This is a genomic window from Methylocaldum gracile (assembly GCF_053646815.1).
Window position 1 is genome coordinate 1,248,326 of record NZ_CM132196.1, and the last position, 16,234, is coordinate 1,264,559.

Annotated in this window: 16 protein-coding genes; 11 read left to right on the plus strand and 5 right to left on the minus strand. The window is 56.1% G+C overall.

Features of this window, described 5'->3' with window-relative positions; translation table 11 throughout:
- Positions 1-182: 182 nt before the first annotated feature.
- On the minus strand, positions 183-866 hold the full coding sequence (locus ACWJJK_RS05550) for a hypothetical protein (protein WP_454128726.1): 684 nt from the start codon (positions 864-866) through the stop codon (positions 183-185).
- A gap of 575 nt (positions 867-1,441) precedes the next feature.
- On the opposite strand from ACWJJK_RS05550, the gene ACWJJK_RS05555 reads away from it, so the two are divergent.
- The 5 genes from ACWJJK_RS05555 (at position 1,442) to ACWJJK_RS05575 (ending at position 7,775) form a co-directional block, all read left to right on the plus strand.
- On the plus strand, positions 1,442-2,863 hold the full coding sequence (locus ACWJJK_RS05555; protein ID WP_077728793.1) for a form I ribulose bisphosphate carboxylase large subunit: 1,422 nt from the start codon (positions 1,442-1,444) through the stop codon (positions 2,861-2,863).
- A 124-nt stretch (positions 2,864-2,987) separates the two neighbouring features.
- Positions 2,988-3,347, plus strand: a complete 360-nt coding sequence (locus ACWJJK_RS05560) for a ribulose bisphosphate carboxylase small subunit (RefSeq protein WP_454128727.1) — start codon at positions 2,988-2,990, stop codon at positions 3,345-3,347.
- A 95-nt stretch (positions 3,348-3,442) separates the two neighbouring features.
- Entirely contained in the window at positions 3,443-4,336 is an 894-nt protein-coding gene (locus ACWJJK_RS05565; RefSeq protein WP_454128728.1) for an alpha/beta fold hydrolase, read from the plus strand.
- A 22-nt stretch (positions 4,337-4,358) separates the two neighbouring features.
- Complete coding sequence (locus tag ACWJJK_RS05570; RefSeq protein WP_454128729.1) at positions 4,359-5,159, plus strand: CbbQ/NirQ/NorQ domain-containing protein; 801 nt, start codon at positions 4,359-4,361, stop codon at positions 5,157-5,159.
- Between the two features lie 279 nt (positions 5,160-5,438).
- A complete protein-coding gene (locus ACWJJK_RS05575) occupies positions 5,439-7,775 on the plus strand; it encodes a VWA domain-containing protein (protein WP_454128730.1) in 2,337 nt (778 codons plus the stop codon).
- 88 nt (positions 7,776-7,863) lie between these two features.
- Here ACWJJK_RS05575 and ACWJJK_RS05580 read toward each other — a convergent pair whose 3' ends face one another.
- From ACWJJK_RS05580 to ACWJJK_RS05595, 4 genes are all read right to left on the minus strand, one after another.
- Positions 7,864-8,805 carry a LysR family transcriptional regulator gene (locus ACWJJK_RS05580; RefSeq protein ID WP_347257774.1) on the minus strand — a complete coding sequence of 314 codons (942 nt, stop codon included), beginning with the start codon at positions 8,803-8,805 and terminating at the stop codon, positions 7,864-7,866.
- Between the two features lie 82 nt (positions 8,806-8,887).
- Positions 8,888-10,792, minus strand: a complete 1,905-nt coding sequence (gene ftsH, locus ACWJJK_RS05585) for an ATP-dependent zinc metalloprotease FtsH (protein ID WP_156880361.1) — start codon at positions 10,790-10,792, stop codon at positions 8,888-8,890.
- 431 nt (positions 10,793-11,223) lie between these two features.
- Complete coding sequence (locus tag ACWJJK_RS05590; protein ID WP_347257775.1) at positions 11,224-11,364, minus strand: hypothetical protein; 141 nt, start codon at positions 11,362-11,364, stop codon at positions 11,224-11,226.
- A gap of 80 nt (positions 11,365-11,444) precedes the next feature.
- Positions 11,445-12,056 carry a PKD domain-containing protein gene (locus tag ACWJJK_RS05595; RefSeq protein ID WP_051331398.1) on the minus strand — a complete coding sequence of 204 codons (612 nt, stop codon included), beginning with the start codon at positions 12,054-12,056 and terminating at the stop codon, positions 11,445-11,447.
- 368 nt (positions 12,057-12,424) lie between these two features.
- Here ACWJJK_RS05595 and amoC point away from each other — a divergent pair, with 368 nt between their 5' ends.
- From amoC to ACWJJK_RS05625, 6 genes are all read left to right on the plus strand, one after another.
- Complete coding sequence (gene amoC, locus ACWJJK_RS05600) at positions 12,425-13,192, plus strand: bacterial ammonia monooxygenase, subunit AmoC (RefSeq protein WP_347257776.1); 768 nt, start codon at positions 12,425-12,427, stop codon at positions 13,190-13,192.
- A 296-nt stretch (positions 13,193-13,488) separates the two neighbouring features.
- Positions 13,489-13,848 carry a hypothetical protein gene (locus ACWJJK_RS05605; RefSeq protein ID WP_347257777.1) on the plus strand — a complete coding sequence of 120 codons (360 nt, stop codon included), beginning with the start codon at positions 13,489-13,491 and terminating at the stop codon, positions 13,846-13,848.
- Between the two features lie 40 nt (positions 13,849-13,888).
- Positions 13,889-14,152, plus strand: a complete 264-nt coding sequence (locus ACWJJK_RS05610) for a nickel-binding protein (RefSeq protein WP_156880368.1) — start codon at positions 13,889-13,891, stop codon at positions 14,150-14,152.
- A gap of 91 nt (positions 14,153-14,243) precedes the next feature.
- Complete coding sequence (locus tag ACWJJK_RS05615) at positions 14,244-14,684, plus strand: hypothetical protein (RefSeq protein WP_347257778.1); 441 nt, start codon at positions 14,244-14,246, stop codon at positions 14,682-14,684.
- Positions 14,685-14,776: 92 nt separating this feature from the next.
- A complete protein-coding gene (locus ACWJJK_RS05620) occupies positions 14,777-15,364 on the plus strand; it encodes a TetR/AcrR family transcriptional regulator (protein ID WP_347257779.1) in 588 nt (195 codons plus the stop codon).
- A gap of 225 nt (positions 15,365-15,589) precedes the next feature.
- Positions 15,590-16,168 carry a carboxymuconolactone decarboxylase family protein gene (locus ACWJJK_RS05625; RefSeq protein WP_347257780.1) on the plus strand — a complete coding sequence of 193 codons (579 nt, stop codon included), beginning with the start codon at positions 15,590-15,592 and terminating at the stop codon, positions 16,166-16,168.
- Positions 16,169-16,234 lie beyond the last annotated feature (66 nt).

Below are 16,234 nucleotides of genomic sequence, written 5' to 3' on the forward strand. Positions count from 1 at the left end.
CGCACAGGCAAACGGGTGAGTCGAGCCCGAGCCTTGCTGTTGATGGGCGAGGCCGCCTGCCTGGAAATGAAAAGAAATCGGCACTCCGCTAAATTTCGGGCAGGCGGCATTAAATGGGCTTATTTCAGCCGCTTGGCTAGCATCCTCTTGAAACACGGACCTCGGAATGCGAGCCCGAGTCTTTAGATTTTGCGGGAACGTCTTGAGATCAGGCCCAGCCCGGCGATGGCCGAGCCGAACAGCCAGACCGCGCCGGGAACCGGAACGGGCGACGGCGCTACTCCCGGGCCGTCGCCGCCGCCGAAATAGCCGCTCGTGATCTCGCCGTTCTGGTTGCCGTTCATGGCCGGTTCGGGGCCTGAAAAGTCCGTCACGTGGGCGGCGTACCAAGCGTTTCCTTGGTCCGCAGTTCCGGTAGAGGGGGCGTGGTAGGAGTCGGGCGTATCGCCGTTGATGTCGGTGATGCTAAAGCTGAGCGGCTCCTGGCGGTTACTCCCGGTGCCCGACACGACTACGTCGAATCTGCCGAATCCGTTTAGTGTCCGGTTGAAATCGACGTTCCAGCCGGCGGGTAAACCGGTGATATTGTCCGATTCCAAGCTGGTTCCGTTTGCCAGATTGAACCCGAACGATTGGATGCCGAAATTGGATAATTCCTTGTCCGCAAATGACTGGCCCGGATCATTCAGTGCATCGACGTCAAAGGTAACATCGTTCCCCGATGTGCCCACATTCACCGTCAAGTAATTCGTCCCGTCGGTAAAGGGGGCTTGGTCGATGTTCGTTTGATCCAGGAAATAGGATGCTGCCTGGGATTGGCCCGTCACGGCCAATGCCGCTCCCAAATAAAGCGGTGCGAGTCTCATGATTCTCTCCTTGAAAATCCAGTTTGGCCAATTCGGTCGGCGGATACAAACCGGGTCTATCCGGACTATCCCTGATCCCGGTTACGAGCGTGAGCCCGTAACGGTGTTGACGCACTTGAATCGCCAGAGTTCCCGATTGTGAGCAAGGTTTTACGTTCCGTCTCACGTTTGCGACGGATGCCTTCGAAGCATTTGAGAGAGCGGGAAGCCGGTTTCGACGGTTGAAGTTGTATTCCGAGGGAGGAGGCGACGGAACGAAGGCGAAGCGATTGGGCGGTGTGCGCCGTTTGAGACAACAGCCGATTCGCGTCCGAATCGGGCAAATCTTCCTTGGAGCGCCGAAAGTTCTTGGCTTATTCTATCCGGCGACCGTGGGGCATTCCTTTGTGTCAGGGCTCCAAACGTTGGTCATTTAGTATAAGTAAGTCTTATTACAGTAATCATAACAACTGAATTTTTTTTATGAACGGAACGGCTTATAGTTCCTCGCTGTGAAAGGACAATACGATTTGCGGTCCAAGTAGGACCAGAAAAACATTCCTGAGAACAATCCACAGATGTGGTAGGAGGAAAGTATGGCTGTAAAGACCTATAGCGCGGGCGTAAAAGAATACCGCGAGACCTACTGGATGCCGGATTACACCCCGGCGGATACCGATATCTTGGCTGTATTCAAAATTACGCCTCAGCCTGGCGTGCCTCGCGAGGAAGCGGCAGCGGCAGTCGCCGCAGAATCGTCCACCGGCACCTGGACTACGGTTTGGACCGACCTTCTGACCGATCTCGACTATTACAAAGGCCGCGCCTACCGCATCGAAGACGTTCCGGGCAGCGACGAGCAGTTCTATGCCTTCATCGCTTATCCGATCGATCTGTTCGAGGAAGGGTCGGTGGTAAACGTTTTCACTTCTCTGGTCGGCAACGTGTTCGGCTTCAAGGCCGTCCGCGGATTGCGCCTGGAAGACGTGCGCTTCCCGATTGCTTATGTGATGACCTGCGGCGGTCCGCCCCACGGCATTCAGGTCGAGCGCGACATCATGAATAAGTACGGCCGTCCGCTCTTGGGCTGCACCATCAAGCCGAAACTGGGGCTGTCCGCGAAGAACTACGGACGCGCGGTTTACGAGTGCCTGCGCGGCGGCCTGGACTTCACCAAGGATGACGAGAACGTAAACAGCCAGCCGTTCATGCGCTGGAAGCAACGCTTCGATTTCGTCATGGAAGCCATCCATAAGGCGGAGCGCGAAACGGGGGAACGCAAGGGCCATTACCTGAACGTGACCGCGCCGACCCCGGAAGAAATGTACAAGCGTGCGGAATACGCCAAGGAAATCGGTGCGCCCATCATCATGCACGACTACATTACCGGAGGGTTCTGCGCCAATACGGGTCTTGCCAACTGGTGCCGCGACAACGGCGTTCTCCTGCATATCCACCGTGCCATGCACGCCGTGATCGACCGCAACCCGAATCATGGCATCCATTTCCGTGTGTTGACCAAGATTCTGAGACTATCGGGCGGCGATCACCTGCACACCGGCACCGTCGTCGGCAAGCTGGAAGGCGATCGGGCGTCCACCTTGGGCTGGATCGATCTGCTTCGCGAGCGCTACATCAAGGAGGATCGCTCTAGAGGCATCTTCTTCGATCAGGATTGGGGCGCCATGCCGGGAGCGTTCGCCGTCGCTTCGGGCGGTATCCATGTCTGGCACATGCCGGCGCTGTTGTCGATTTTCGGCGATGACGCCGTGTTCCAGTTCGGCGGCGGTACTCTCGGCCATCCGTGGGGCAACGCGGCGGGCGCCGCAGCCAACCGCGTTGCTCTGGAAGCTTGCGTCGAAGCCCGCAACCAGGGCCGTCAGCTCGAGAAAGAAGGCAAGGAGATTCTGACATCTGCGGCCAAGGACAGCCCCGAGCTCAAGGCTGCATTGGAAACCTGGAAGGAAATCAAGTTCGAGTTCGATACGGTTGACAAACTCGACGTGGCGCACAAGTAATCGCCCGGACAGTCCGACTGATTTGAAACGATACCGTTGACGAACCGAACGTCGCTAGAAGGCAGTCCTCTCCGAAACGGGAGGGGACTGCGCGAGCGATAAATGAACGAGGATTGGAACAACCATGAGCGAAATGCAAGATTACAAATCCAGCCTGGCCGATGTTTCGAGCCGCAAATTCGAAACCTTCTCCTATCTGCCGTCGATGGACGCCGCCCAGATTCGGAAACAAGTGGAATACATCGTCAGCAAGGGCTGGAATCCGGCCATCGAGCATACCGAACCGGAGAACGCCTTCGACCACTACTGGTATATGTGGAAGTTGCCGATGTTCGGCGAAACCGATGTGGACCGTATTCTGGCGGAAGCGGAGGCCTGTCATAAGGCGCATCCGAACAACCATGTGCGGTTGGTCGGCTACGACAACTTCAAGCAGTCGCAAGGCGCTGCCATGGTGATTTACCGGGGGCCGATCAAAGCCTAGGCGCAGCCAGGCTTAGGTTCGAAAGCCCCGTTCTGTCAATGCAGGCCGGGGCTTTTTTTCAGACGGCGATTCTCTTCTACTTGTTGAATTAAGGTATGAATTCAACCGAGCGGCTCACTCAAACCCTTACGCTCAAGGACGGGCGCAAGCTTGGCTTCGCCGAAGTCGGCGATTTCTCCGGAACCCCGGTCGTTTACTGCCACGGGTTTCCGGCGTCCCGGCTGGAGAGCGTGCTCATCGCGCAGGCGGCCGAACGTCAGCAGGCGCGCATTATCGCCCCGGATCGCCCCGGCTATGGGCTATCGGATTGGAAGTCCGAGCGGACTATCGCGGACTGGGCGGACGATGTCGCGCAATTGGCTGATCACCTCGGTATCGAACGATTCTCGGTGCTGGGTACGTCCGGCGGGGGGCCTTACGGACTCGCGCTGGCCGCGCAGTTGCCGGACCGGGTAAAGGCGGTCGGCATCGTCTGCGGTCTCGGACAGTTGCACGGCACGGAAGCGATGCAGGCGATGCGCTGGCCGGCGCGCTTCGGATTCGGTGCGGCCCGCAAAGCGCACTGGCTGCTGCATTTGATTTACGGGAATGTACTCGGACCCTTGATTTACCGAGAGCCGGAAACGGCACTGTCGCTTTTGACCGTAGGCAGTCCGGCTTCCGACCGGACGACCTTGAGACGCCCCGAAGTTCGATCGGCCTTGTGCGCTTCGGTCCGGGAAGCTTTGCGTCCGGGTACGAAGGGTGCCCTACAGGAGATGGTTTTGTATGCCCACGATTGGGGATTCGACCTTGCCCGGATCCGGATGCCGATTACGTTCTGGCATGGCGAAGCGGATGTGACCGTGCCCTTATCCCACACCCTAGCGCTCGCCGAATCATTCCCGCAGGCGAAAGTTCACACCTTTCCGGGCGAGGGCCATTTCTCGCTGCCGATAGACCGTGCGGACGAAATTATCGAAACGCTGATCGAGTCGATAAAACGTTGAAGTCCGTGAAGAGGATCAAGCGATGACTATTTCCGAACAGTATTTTATTGAAGAACAACCTTATTACCGGCCAGTCGCCAACGAGGTCGAGCTATTCGCGGCCGCCTATGCCGCGCGGATGCCGGTCATGCTGAAAGGCCCGACCGGTTGCGGCAAGACGCGTTTCGTCGAGTTCATGGCGTGGAAGTTGAAACGGCCGTTGATCACCGTCGCTTGCAACGAGGACATGACGGCCTCGGACCTGGTCGGACGTTTCCTGCTCGACGCCACCGGCACGCGGTGGCAGGACGGGCCATTGACCACGGCGGCCCGGATCGGCGCGATTTGTTACCTGGACGAAGTCGTCGAAGCGCGCCAGGACACGACGGTGGTCATCCACCCCTTGACCGATCATCGCCGCACGTTGCCGCTCGATAAAAAAGGCGAGCTGGTACATGCGCATTCCGATTTCCAGCTGGTCATTTCCTACAATCCGGGCTATCAAAACCTTTTGAAGGATTTGAAGCAGTCCACCAAACAACGCTTCGGCGCCCTGGATTTCAATTACCCGAAGACCGAAGTGGAAACCGAGGTGATATCCCACGAAACCGGCGTCGAGGCGAAGACCGCTGAGAAGCTGGTACAGATTGCCCATCGCGCCCGCAATCTCAAGGGGCATGGCTTGGACGAGGGCATTTCGACGCGTCTCCTGGTGTATGCAGGGCAGTTGATCGCCCGGGGCGTGGAACCGAGGGCGGCGTGTCAGATGACCTTGGTGCGTCCCTTGACCGACGATCCCGATATGCGGGATACCTTGGATGCGGCGGTCGCGACCTTTTTCTAAGAGGGTGCGTGAGAAGCTACTGCGCGCCCCGATAGCGGCGTTGCAAAGGTGTAGGACAAATCCGGCGGGAGGGGATTTGGGCGCGAAGCGTCGCAGAGCGGTGAAACACAGGACGTGTTTCATCACTCCTCATGTACTCCATGTACACTCCGGGTCCTGTGCGCCGGGCTCCCCTTCGACTAAGCTCAGGACAGGCTTGCTCTCGGGCCGCTCGCGACGCTTCGCACACACCCTCTAAACAAGGTCAAAGTGGGAGAACAAGACAAGACGAGGCGAGCCATGAGCATCAACCTGGAAGACTATCGCGAGTACTTGGAGCGGGTCGAGCCGCATATCAAGGACACGCTGGAGGCCAGCTTCCACGAAGCGGGCCGGGTCATGTCGCCGGGCGGCTTGCGCAATTATATCGAGGGCGCCCGCGCGCTTTCGGAACTCGGGCGCGGATCCGGGCTGGTTATGTCCTATATTCAGGAAATGCCCCTGGTTGCCAAGGCGGTGGGGGACGAAGTCATCCCCGATGTGGTGGCCTCGGTGATGAAGCTGGCCTCCATGGTCAGCGGAGGCGTGATCGCCGCGCTGTTCGACAGCTTGCCCACGGCGGCCAACCGGCTCGGCGATGCCGATTTGCTGCGGCAGTATCTGGCCTTGATTCATCAGCTTTCGGCGAAAGCGCCGCGCGGATTGCGTCCGATGCTTCAGCATCTGGATCAACTGTTCGATAGATTGACCTTGGGCGGGCTGCGCCGCTGGGCGCTCTGGGGCGCGCAGGCGCATGGGCGCGATTTCGAAAACCTGGCCAAATACTTCAGCCTACAAACCGCTGACAGTATGGCGGTTTTACAGAAAGAGCGGCGCGGCACGCTGTTCGTCGATACCCAGCGTAAGCTGAACTTTTACCTGCGCGCATTATGGGGCCGCGATTTTTATATGCGTCCGACGGCCGGAGACTACGAAAGCCGCCAAAGTCTCAAGCCATTCATCGATTTTCCGGTCATTTACCTGCCGGATGCCTTCGACGACTACGGCGGCATTTCGGGGAAAGAGTTATACCGCGCAGCCAGCGCCCACGCCGCCGCGCATTTAGCCTACACCGAGAAGGCGATTTCCGCGGAAGCGCTGAATCCGGTGCAGATGTTCATGATCGGGCTGATGGAAGACGCGCGTGTCGAGCATCTAGCCATTCAGCAGTTTCCTGGTCTTCAGCAACTTTGGCTTCCGCTGCACGAGGCAGCCGCCGAAGGTCGAGAAGGCCGCGATCCCGCTCTTTTGTTCTTGGAGCGATTGGCTCATGCGCTCCTCGATCGGCAGCTCAAGACCGATGATGTGCTGATCCGGGAGACCGTGGGCGCATTTTGGGAGGCATTCTCGGTTCATCCCTATGACAACCAAATCAGCTGGGACTTGGGCGTAACGCTCTACAATAAGATCAAGGACCGTATGGCCATCCCGCCGTTGCGGATCCTGGAGGGCATCGGCATCTCGTATCGAGACGACAACCGGTTCATTTGGACGTTCGCCGAGCAGCTCTGGGAACAGGCGGAATACGCACCGGCCAGCGAGCGCCAGGTCCGCAGGAAGGTTTCGGTCATGGAGATGGTCAACGAGGTGGACTGCGAACTGGCGGGGGACGATGCCCAGGAGGTCTGGACCCTGGAGACGCCGTTCCATTTGGATCAGGAAGGCTGCACCATCAATGAACTGGAAGGCAAGGAGCCGGTCAGCGATCCTTATCATTACCCCGAGTGGGACTACCAGGTACAGTTGCACCGCCCCAATTGGGCGACCGTTTTGGAAAAACGGCAGCCCAGGGGGGAGCAGGAACTGATCGAGCAGATCCTGGTGGAGTACAAGCCCGTCGCCAGCCGCCTCAAGCACATTATCGATGCCTTGCAGCCGCGGGGTTTGGTCCGCCAGCGGCGGCAGGAGGACGGCGACGAGATCGATCTCAACGCCGCCATTCGCGCCATGGTCGACATCCGCATGGGTGAGATGCCGGACCCGCGCATCAGTATCCGCTACATCCGGAAGACGCGGGATTTGGCGGTGCTGGTGCTTCTCGATCTATCGGCATCGACCAACGAGATCCTGCCCGGATCGGACCGGGCGGTCATCCAGCTTGCGCGTGAGGCGACCACCTTGCTGGCTTGGGCCATCGACGGCATCGGCGATCCTTTCGCCATTCATGGGTTCGCTTCGGACGGGCGGCACGATGTGCAGTACTACCGTTTCAAGGATTTCGATCAAGCCTTCGACGATCAGGCGAAAGCGCGGCTGGCGGGCATGCAGGGTGGGCTCTCGACGCGGATGGGGGCGGCGCTTCGTCATGCCGGAAAGTTTCTGCTCAGACAGCCGCAGCAGAAAAAATTGCTGCTCTTGGTGTCGGACGGCGAGCCGGCGGATATCGACGAGCGCGATCCGCAATATCTGCGGTTCGACACCAAGAAAGCGGTGGAGGAACTGGCGACCGCGGGTGTGACGAGCTATTGCCTCACTCTAGACCCCGAAGCGGACGAATATGTATCCAGAATCTTCGGCCCGAATCGCTACACTGTCGTCGATCATGTGCAGCGATTGCCGGAGCGCTTGCCGGCCTTGTTCGTGAGTTTGACCGGCTGATGTACACTATCCGAATAAGATCGACCGGAGCCGTGCCAGCCTGGATTCCGCCAGAGTCCCCGGTCTCCCGGGAGCCAGGAGACCGATCCTAATCCCACTGATCCAGGGGGCACAGATCAATTTCCCGACTGACCTCGAGGATCTGTTCCCTTAACCATTGATGAGCAGGATCTTTATCTCTCAATGGGTGCCAAGCCACGACGAAGTCATAGGCCGGCAGACCGAAGGGGACCTGGACGAGTTTCAATGGCGAGGACTTGATACAAGCTTCAGCGATTCGCCGGGGTAACGAAAGCAAAAGGTCCGTCGTTGCGACGGTAAAAGGAGCCGAGAGAAAATTCGGCACGACCACGGCGACTCGTCTCTCCAAACCCTGTTTCATTAGCCAGCGTTCGACAATCTGTGCATTCAGATCGCAAGAGGAGATCAGCAACTGATTCCTTTGTAGGTATTCCTCCAGAGTGATTTCATCTTCAACACCAGCATAGTCACGGCGGGCGATGCAAACTATAGTGTCATCGAAAAGCCGCACCCAATTCAAATGCGCCGGCAGCTTCAACATCGCCTGAAAGCCTAAAATCAAATCGATCTCCTGATTCTGCAACCGGGCCTCGAGCGAACCAGTGTCTGGCCGTTGCACATGAATCTCGATCCGAGGAGCGAGGTTGCACACCCGCTCGATCAGGCGGGGCAAGACAAGAAACTCGAAATAGTCCGATCCGGCCAGGATGAATCGTTCGTGGCTCGTAGCAGGATCGAATTGAGCCGGCGACTTGAGGATATGTTCCGCGTTTCGCAGGACCGAGCGGACGGGCTCGAGCAATGCCGAGGCGCGTTCCGTGGGCTTCATGCCCGTCGGTGTCCTCACTAGCAAAGGATCGTCGAACTGTTGCCGAAGCCGCTGCAGGATTTGGCTCATGGCCGACTGGGTAATAAACATCTTTTCGGCGGCCCGTGAAACGTTGAGTTCCTGCATCAACAGATCGAAGGCCAGCAGCATGGTGAAATCGAGGTGTCTCAGATTTAACATGTTTGAAAACTGCTAGTGTCGTTAAATACGACCGGCCGTTGGATACCTTAGCTTAAACCAGCTGTCCAGCCGGAATTGGACTTCAGTATTGTTCGGCAATCTTGCCGAAAGTTCCCTTGCCCTTGGATGTCTCCTTCGATCCCAGGCCCGTAGCACCGCCGCTCGGAGGCGCTTCGCCCCAGCTTTGCGGCGGACGCGGAACCTTACCATCCATGATGTCGTCAATTTGGAAACGATCAATCGTCTCGTACTTGATCAAAGCTTCCGCCATGAGATGCAACTTTTCCATGTTTTCCCGCAGCATACGCTCCGAACGCTCGTAATTGCGATCGATCACCGAGCGAATTTCTTCATCGATCAAATGAGCGGTTTCCTCGGACACCATCTTGTGCTTCGTGACGGAGCGTCCCAAAAACACTTCACCCTCTTCCTCGCTATATGCCAGCGGCCCTAAGCGCTCCGAGAGACCCCAGCGGGTAACCATGTTACGCGCCAGAGTGGTGGCGCGCTCGATATCGTTCTGAGCGCCGGTCGTCACTCGTTCCTTGCCGAAAATAATCTCTTCCGCAATACGTCCGCCGAACAAACTCGAAATCTGGCTTTCCAATTTCTGCTTACTCGCACTGTACTGGTCGCGCTCCGGCAAGAACATGGTGATTCCCAGGGCCCGGCCGCGCGGCATGATACTGACCTTGTATACGGGGTCATGCTCGGGGACTAGCCGTCCTACGATGGCATGGCCTGCCTCATGATAAGCAGTGAGTTGCTTCTCTTCGTCGCTCATGACCATGGACTTGCGTTCCACACCCATGAGGATTTTGTCCTTGGCTTTCTCGAAATCCTCCATGTCGACATTGCGCTTGTTCTTACGGGCCGCGAACAACGCCGCTTCGTTGACCAGGTTTGCCAGATCCGCGCCGGAGAAGCCGGGCGTCCCGCGCGCCAGATATTGAACCTCGACGTTGTCGGCGATCGGCACTCGCTTCATGTGAACCTTCAAGATCTGCTCGCGGCCCCGAACGTCGGGAAGCCCAACGACGACCTGACGATCGAAGCGGCCCGGCCGCAATAGCGCAGGATCCAAGACATCGGGACGGTTGGTGGCCGCGATGACAATGATGCCTTCGTTTCCTTCAAAACCGTCCATTTCGACGAGCAATTGGTTAAGGGTCTGCTCGCGCTCGTCATGACCGCCGCCCAAACCGGCACCGCGATGGCGGCCTACCGCATCGATTTCATCGATGAAGATGATGCACGGCGCATTTTTCTTCGCTGTTTCGAACATGTCACGTACGCGGGAGGCGCCCACGCCCACGAACATTTCGACGAAATCCGAACCGGAGATGGAGAAGAACGGAACCTTGGCCTCTCCGGCAATCGCCCGGGCCAATAAGGTCTTACCGGTACCCGGAGGGCCCACCATCAGAGCCCCGCGCGGGATTTTGCCACCCAGCTTCTGGAACTTGCTCGGGTCCTTGAGGAAGTCAACCATCTCCTGGACATCTTCCTTAGCCTCCTCAACGCCTGCGACGTCGGCGAACGTCACCTTGACTTGATCTTCTTCGATAAGCCGGGCTCGACTTTTACCGAAGGACATAGCCCCCCTTCCGCCCGTGCCGCCTTGCATCTGGCGCATGAAGAAAATCCACACGGCGATCAGCAGCAACATCGGGAACCACGAGATAAAGATCTGCATCAGCAGTGATTGGGATTCCGGCGGCTGAGCCTTGATCTCGACGTGATTCTTCAACAAGTCGTCCACCAGGTGGTCGTCGCCAGGACTGTAAGTGGTGAACTTCTCGCCGGTTCCGAGCATGCCTCGGATCATCTGACCATCGATATTCACGTATTTTACTTGCCCTTCCTGTACGTCCGAGATAAACCGCGAGTAAGGTACTCCCGGATCTACCGGCATGCGGGGACCAAAATGGAGGAAAAGCAGTGCCAGTGCAATGGCACTGATTATCCACGGAATCGCATTTTTCATTAATTCGTCCACTCATCGGTTTGTTATGGTGTTTACTTGTCAAATCCCGCCTGCTTATTGCTTATAAACCTCTTTATGGAAGAGGCGGAAATGATGCGGTTTGCCAGTGTTTGAGAGCCTGAATCGGGATGAGGTATCCCAAGGTTCGCTGGAGAATGTGATGGTTGTAAAGCGTGATAAAGCGGCGCAGGGCGGATTCCAAGCCCTAGATGGAAATCGAAGCAATGGCTTTGCAGGACCTCCGTTGAAGCGCTTAACCATGCCATTAGTTTGCGGACGACGCGGCGGGATGAGGCGGTGTTCGATCTCTTGCAGGGCACAGGTACGGTCGGACGATGGTCGCTGGACGACTGCTGGCTGCAATTCATGAAATGATCGACGAACGCCGAGCCGTTGTCGGCTAGGTACGTTTGAATGCGGAAGGGAGCAGCCTAGCCGACAGATTTCAAAAACACCTTGGGACTCCGGGCGGTACGGTTGACCTCGAGAGTGAGATAGACCCAGCGGGTGGTCCGGTCGATGGCAACGAACAGGTAACGTCGCGGCTCGCCTTCGATGGTTAGAAACCTCAATCGGATTGACCCAAAACCTCACGGAGCACGCCCCGAACTTCGAAGAGGGCATGGTTTCTTCCATGGGAGCTGACATTTTATTAAGGCTTCAAAGCCGATGTGCCACTTCTCGCCGGCTTTCGGCACAGGCGATCAACGGTTCCTTTGAAAGAAACATTGGTGAGATAAAGGATATAGATCACGGCCAGTACCAGCATAGTGATGGCCAAAGTTGCCAGAAGAGAAGGACCTGCTTGCGCCGTACCCACCGAAAATGGCACATGCGCATCCACTTCCTCACCCTCATTTATCAGGGTAACGTGCGCGAGATAATTTCCCGGCTCCGTAAAATTGATCGTCGCGTTGGTCGACCCAGACGAATGGATCGTCGGCGGTTGGTAATACATCCTTGTCCCGTCAGGTTCTCGTGTGATTTCAAACTCAACCGTCATCCGACGTAGTGCTTTACCTTCGTAGTCGAACACCAGGGTCGACTGTCCAACGTCCGGAATGGCCTTGCAGTACTCCGTAGTTCCCGTGAGTTGCGGCTGATAAGCCGTGAAATGCACCCAGTGAGACCCGACGGCAATCCGGCAGGAATCGGCGTCGATTCCAGAACCGCCGCCATGTGCGCGGATCACCCCGGAAAATGAAGCAAGAATTAAAACGGCCAAGGCCGAGACTATTTTGTTGAGGTATCTGTTTCCGCACATATCTTTTGCCCTCGTTAACCTGGTATTTGCCGATTATAGTCTGTGCGTCGCGGGTTACTCTGGAGCAGATTCGTTTGTATAGCCAAATAATTATTGCAAAAGTGCCCAACCAAGATAAATAAAAATATCTCGATATAAGCTGAGAGTTACTCTCAAAATATACGGTTAATTTCTTCCCGCGATGCTGCATTAAAGACTAACCTTGGACAGTTTTAAAATTAGATTTTTTGATACCGTCATTAAATTCTTTAATACCTTAATGTTGCATTTTTAGTTCGATTTCATGTCAGAATCTTCGCCGGATGATTCTTGGGTATATCCAGTTCATCCGTCAATCATTGTTTAATTTCATCAGTAAGAGGAAATATATGGCTACTATACAACAAGCGGGTGGGATCGCCGCCCAAGAGAAACCACTGCTGGATAAGCGTTGGCTCGTTTTTGGTCTTGGACTCTACCTCGTGTTTTACATGTGGGTTCGCTGGTACGAAGGGGTCTACGGCTGGTCCGCCGGTCTCGACTCGTTCGCACCGGAATTCGAGACGTACTGGATGAACTTCCTGTACACCGAAATCGTACTGGAAGTGATCACCGCCTCGATTCTGTGGGGCTATCTGTGGAAGACCCGGACTCGAGACATGGATGCCGTAACGCCGCGGGAGCAGTTATACCGCCACATGACGCATGGAATCTGGATGTGCTGCTATGCGTGGGCACTGTACTGGGGCGGCAGCTACTTCACCGAACAGGACGGCACCTGGCACCAGACGATCGTGCGCGACACCGACTTCACGCCGTCGCACATCATCGAGTTCTATCTGAGCTATCCGATCTACATCATCAGCGGGGGTGCCGCGTTCCTGTATGCGCATACCCGCCTGCCGGCATTTGCGAAGAACGGGTTTTCCCTGGCCTATTTGGTCGTCGTTGTCGGTCCGTTCATGATTCTGCCGAACGTGGGACTGAACGAATGGGGCCACACCTTCTGGTTCATGGAAGAGCTATTTGTAGCGCCCTTGCACTACGGCTTTGTGGTATTTGGCTGGACCGGGCTTGCCATTATGGGGGTTATCTCGCTGGTTGTTATGGATATCGCCCAATTGATCAAGAAAGAACTATGTCCGGAATTGGCGTGATCGGAAGCCGAATGGCCTTCTTCGGGTAAATGTTGAGCAGCCATAAACCCTGAAGTTAGAGGCCACTGTCCGAAACGGAAATCCCTGGGCAGTGGCCTTTTTTTACCCTCCGGCAGAGGACGGAGTGGAGCACGGTGCTGTAAAGACGCCCATGACCATGAGATTTATGGATCACAGAAACCCTTATTAAAGTCTCGGAGAAACCCACCATGACGAATCCCAGTTTGTTATCCAAGCTTTTGGAAAGCCGATATTCGGGCCTTCTACTCGTAGCCTTTGTCATCGGACTATACATCTTGCAGACGAAGGTCATTTCACCGTTCGTCGAGACTGTCGCGAGTTCGGATGTATTCCAGGAAGAATCAACGTTCGACGGCAAAGACCTAAGCCAAATGGCGGCCTTGCACTGCAATCATTTCGTCCAGGATCGGTTAGGCGCTTCCGACACGATTGAATTTACGGATAGCGGCCACAGAGTATGGCAACTGTCCAATGGACGCTACCTTGTTAGCTCGCACGTTGTGGAGCGTGACGCTTCGGGACAGCGGAAAAACATCGCCTTTGCGTGCAATATCCATTACACCGGCGGATCTCAGGGTGACGATACGCTTCGGATTAACTGGACTCTTGAAGGCTTGGAGCTTAATCAAACCTGATTTCCATTATTTGATATATCCAAAAACACGGAGAAAACTCATGCCAATTTATGCCGTACAGCGCCAATTGTCTGGCATTACCCCTGAACAATTGTCTGAAGCCCAAAAGGCCGCTATCACAGCGAGCGATAAACTTTCCCGAGAAGGCGTACGGGTAAGATACATACGGACTAACTTTTACCCGGCTGATTCCCGCTGCACCTGTTTATTCGAAGCCCAGGATGCGGAGTCGGTGAGGCGTGCTAATGAAGCGGCATCGCTTCCATTCAATAAGATAGAAGAAGTGCTTGACCTTAATCCTTGACTCGCGGATGGTCGAGGCGAGCGAAAGAGGCAGCCTATCGCAGCACTATCCGGTGTCCACACATCCCTATTCAGAAATCGAGGACATATCCATGAAAGACGCGATTCACTTCTCCCGTGAAGACTGGTTGCTGTGGTTGGGCATCTTCGGGTTTAGCGGGATCTTTATATTGATCATGTCAGTATTTACTATAGTCCCGATAACCCATTATATGGTACGCATAAGTATTACCATAATGATGATGTTTATTCCGGGGTATGTCACCATGAAGCTATTCTTCGATCATATGGAGCTTACCGAATACAAGGTACTCGACCGGTTTATCGTTCCGGTGATCATCTCGGCAATGACGGTGCAGCCCTCGTATTTCTTGGTTACTTATCTAAGAACCTATGGACTTAAAATCGATGAGGACGTGATCAACAGCGACTTCCTCGCCGCCCTCATCGCCATTCTGGTCACGGCCATCGCCTTCGGAATCAAGTTCCTTCAGGCCAGAATGGCCGGCTTACGGGAGCAGGCCGGTGTCTGAAATGCCACTCGCCGTTCTTGATTCGGCCCAGCCAGTGCGACAATATTCTGTACCGTTTGGAACAGAATCAGGTTTTTCTTCGGCGGGCCGGTATGAGACAACGAGAGTTCGACACCCAGAGAGCCATCGCCGGCGCGATGGACGTGTTCTGGCGCAAAGGGTACAAAGGCGCCTCAATGAGCGAACTGCTGCGCGCCATGGGCATCGGCAAGGGGAGCTTCTATGCGGCATTCGGCAGCAAGCGGAAATTGTTTCTGCTGGCGCTCAAGCATTTCCGGGACACCACGATGCTGGTGCGTCAGTCCGGCGAGCTTCTGAACCGAGCCTCGGCAGTCGAGAGTCTGCGGAGGCTGTTCGAGCGGCTGATCGAGCGGACCCTGAACCATCGCCGCACTTGCTTGTTCGGCAAGACCGCGCTGGAATTCCGCGGCAGCGATCCGGACGTAGCAGAGGTGGTGCAAGCCGGCGTGGCTCAATTGGAAGACGCCCTGTTCGACATGGTGGTGCGCGCCCAAGTCGCCGGGGAGATTACGCCGAACCGGGACCCGCGGGTTTTGGCCAAGTTCCTCGTAGCAACCTATTACGGTGTTCAGGTCCTGGGCAGCGTCGCGCCATGCCGGCAGAATTTGAAAGATGTGGTGGTCACGGCGCTAGCGATGCTCGATACGAAAACCGCCTGATAGAGGTATGGGGCGTCCCTGCTGCGGTGGCGCCGTTTTTCGGCGGATTCTGTACCGTTCGGTACAGAGCAGTGCCAAGAATCTGATGGAGTCCACGTTTCGCCCGCCCTCATTACCACTCATAAAACACCGTGGAGAAGGAGGCTGCGCAAAACCTGAATGCGAGACAGAAGCCCTTTTTTTTCACTGATGACTACAGAAAAACCTCGCCATAGGAGACTTGCTATGTCCTTCTTACCGTCCAGCCCCGGCGTAACCAACTTGCCGGATGTTTTCGCCAAATATCCGAAGCGCGGCAGCCTGATCCTGCGCCTCATCCACGAGATTATGCGGGAAGAATCCCCCCTGACCAATGGTGACCGGGAACTGCTCTTCACCTATATCTCAGGACTGAATTCCTGCGATTTCTGCTACAGCTCCCATATCCCCGCCGCGGTGGCCTTTGGGGTCAACGAATCGGTGTTCGATCAGCTTCACGCCGACATCGAGACCGCCGCGGTCGATGAGAAGCTGAAACCCATCCTCCGCTATGTAAAAAAGCTGACCCTTGCCCCAACCCGGATCACCAAGACAGACGCCGACGCCATCTTCGCCGCCGGCTGGGACGAAAAGGCCTTCGTCGATGCGGTCAGCGTGTGCTGTGTCGTCAACTACATGAACCGTTTCGTGAACGGTGTCGGGGTAAATGTCGATTCCGACACCGCTCGGTGTACCGGTGCCGAGGTATTGCCCACCATCGGCTATTCGGGATGGGCGGAAAGCCTGGAAGTGGCCTTCGCTGATGAGAGTCGGTCAGCCACGTAAGACGTTTTCCTTTTGTAATGACCGGCGGCGGAACCGGATGCCCCGACCGGCCTCACCCTCACGAAA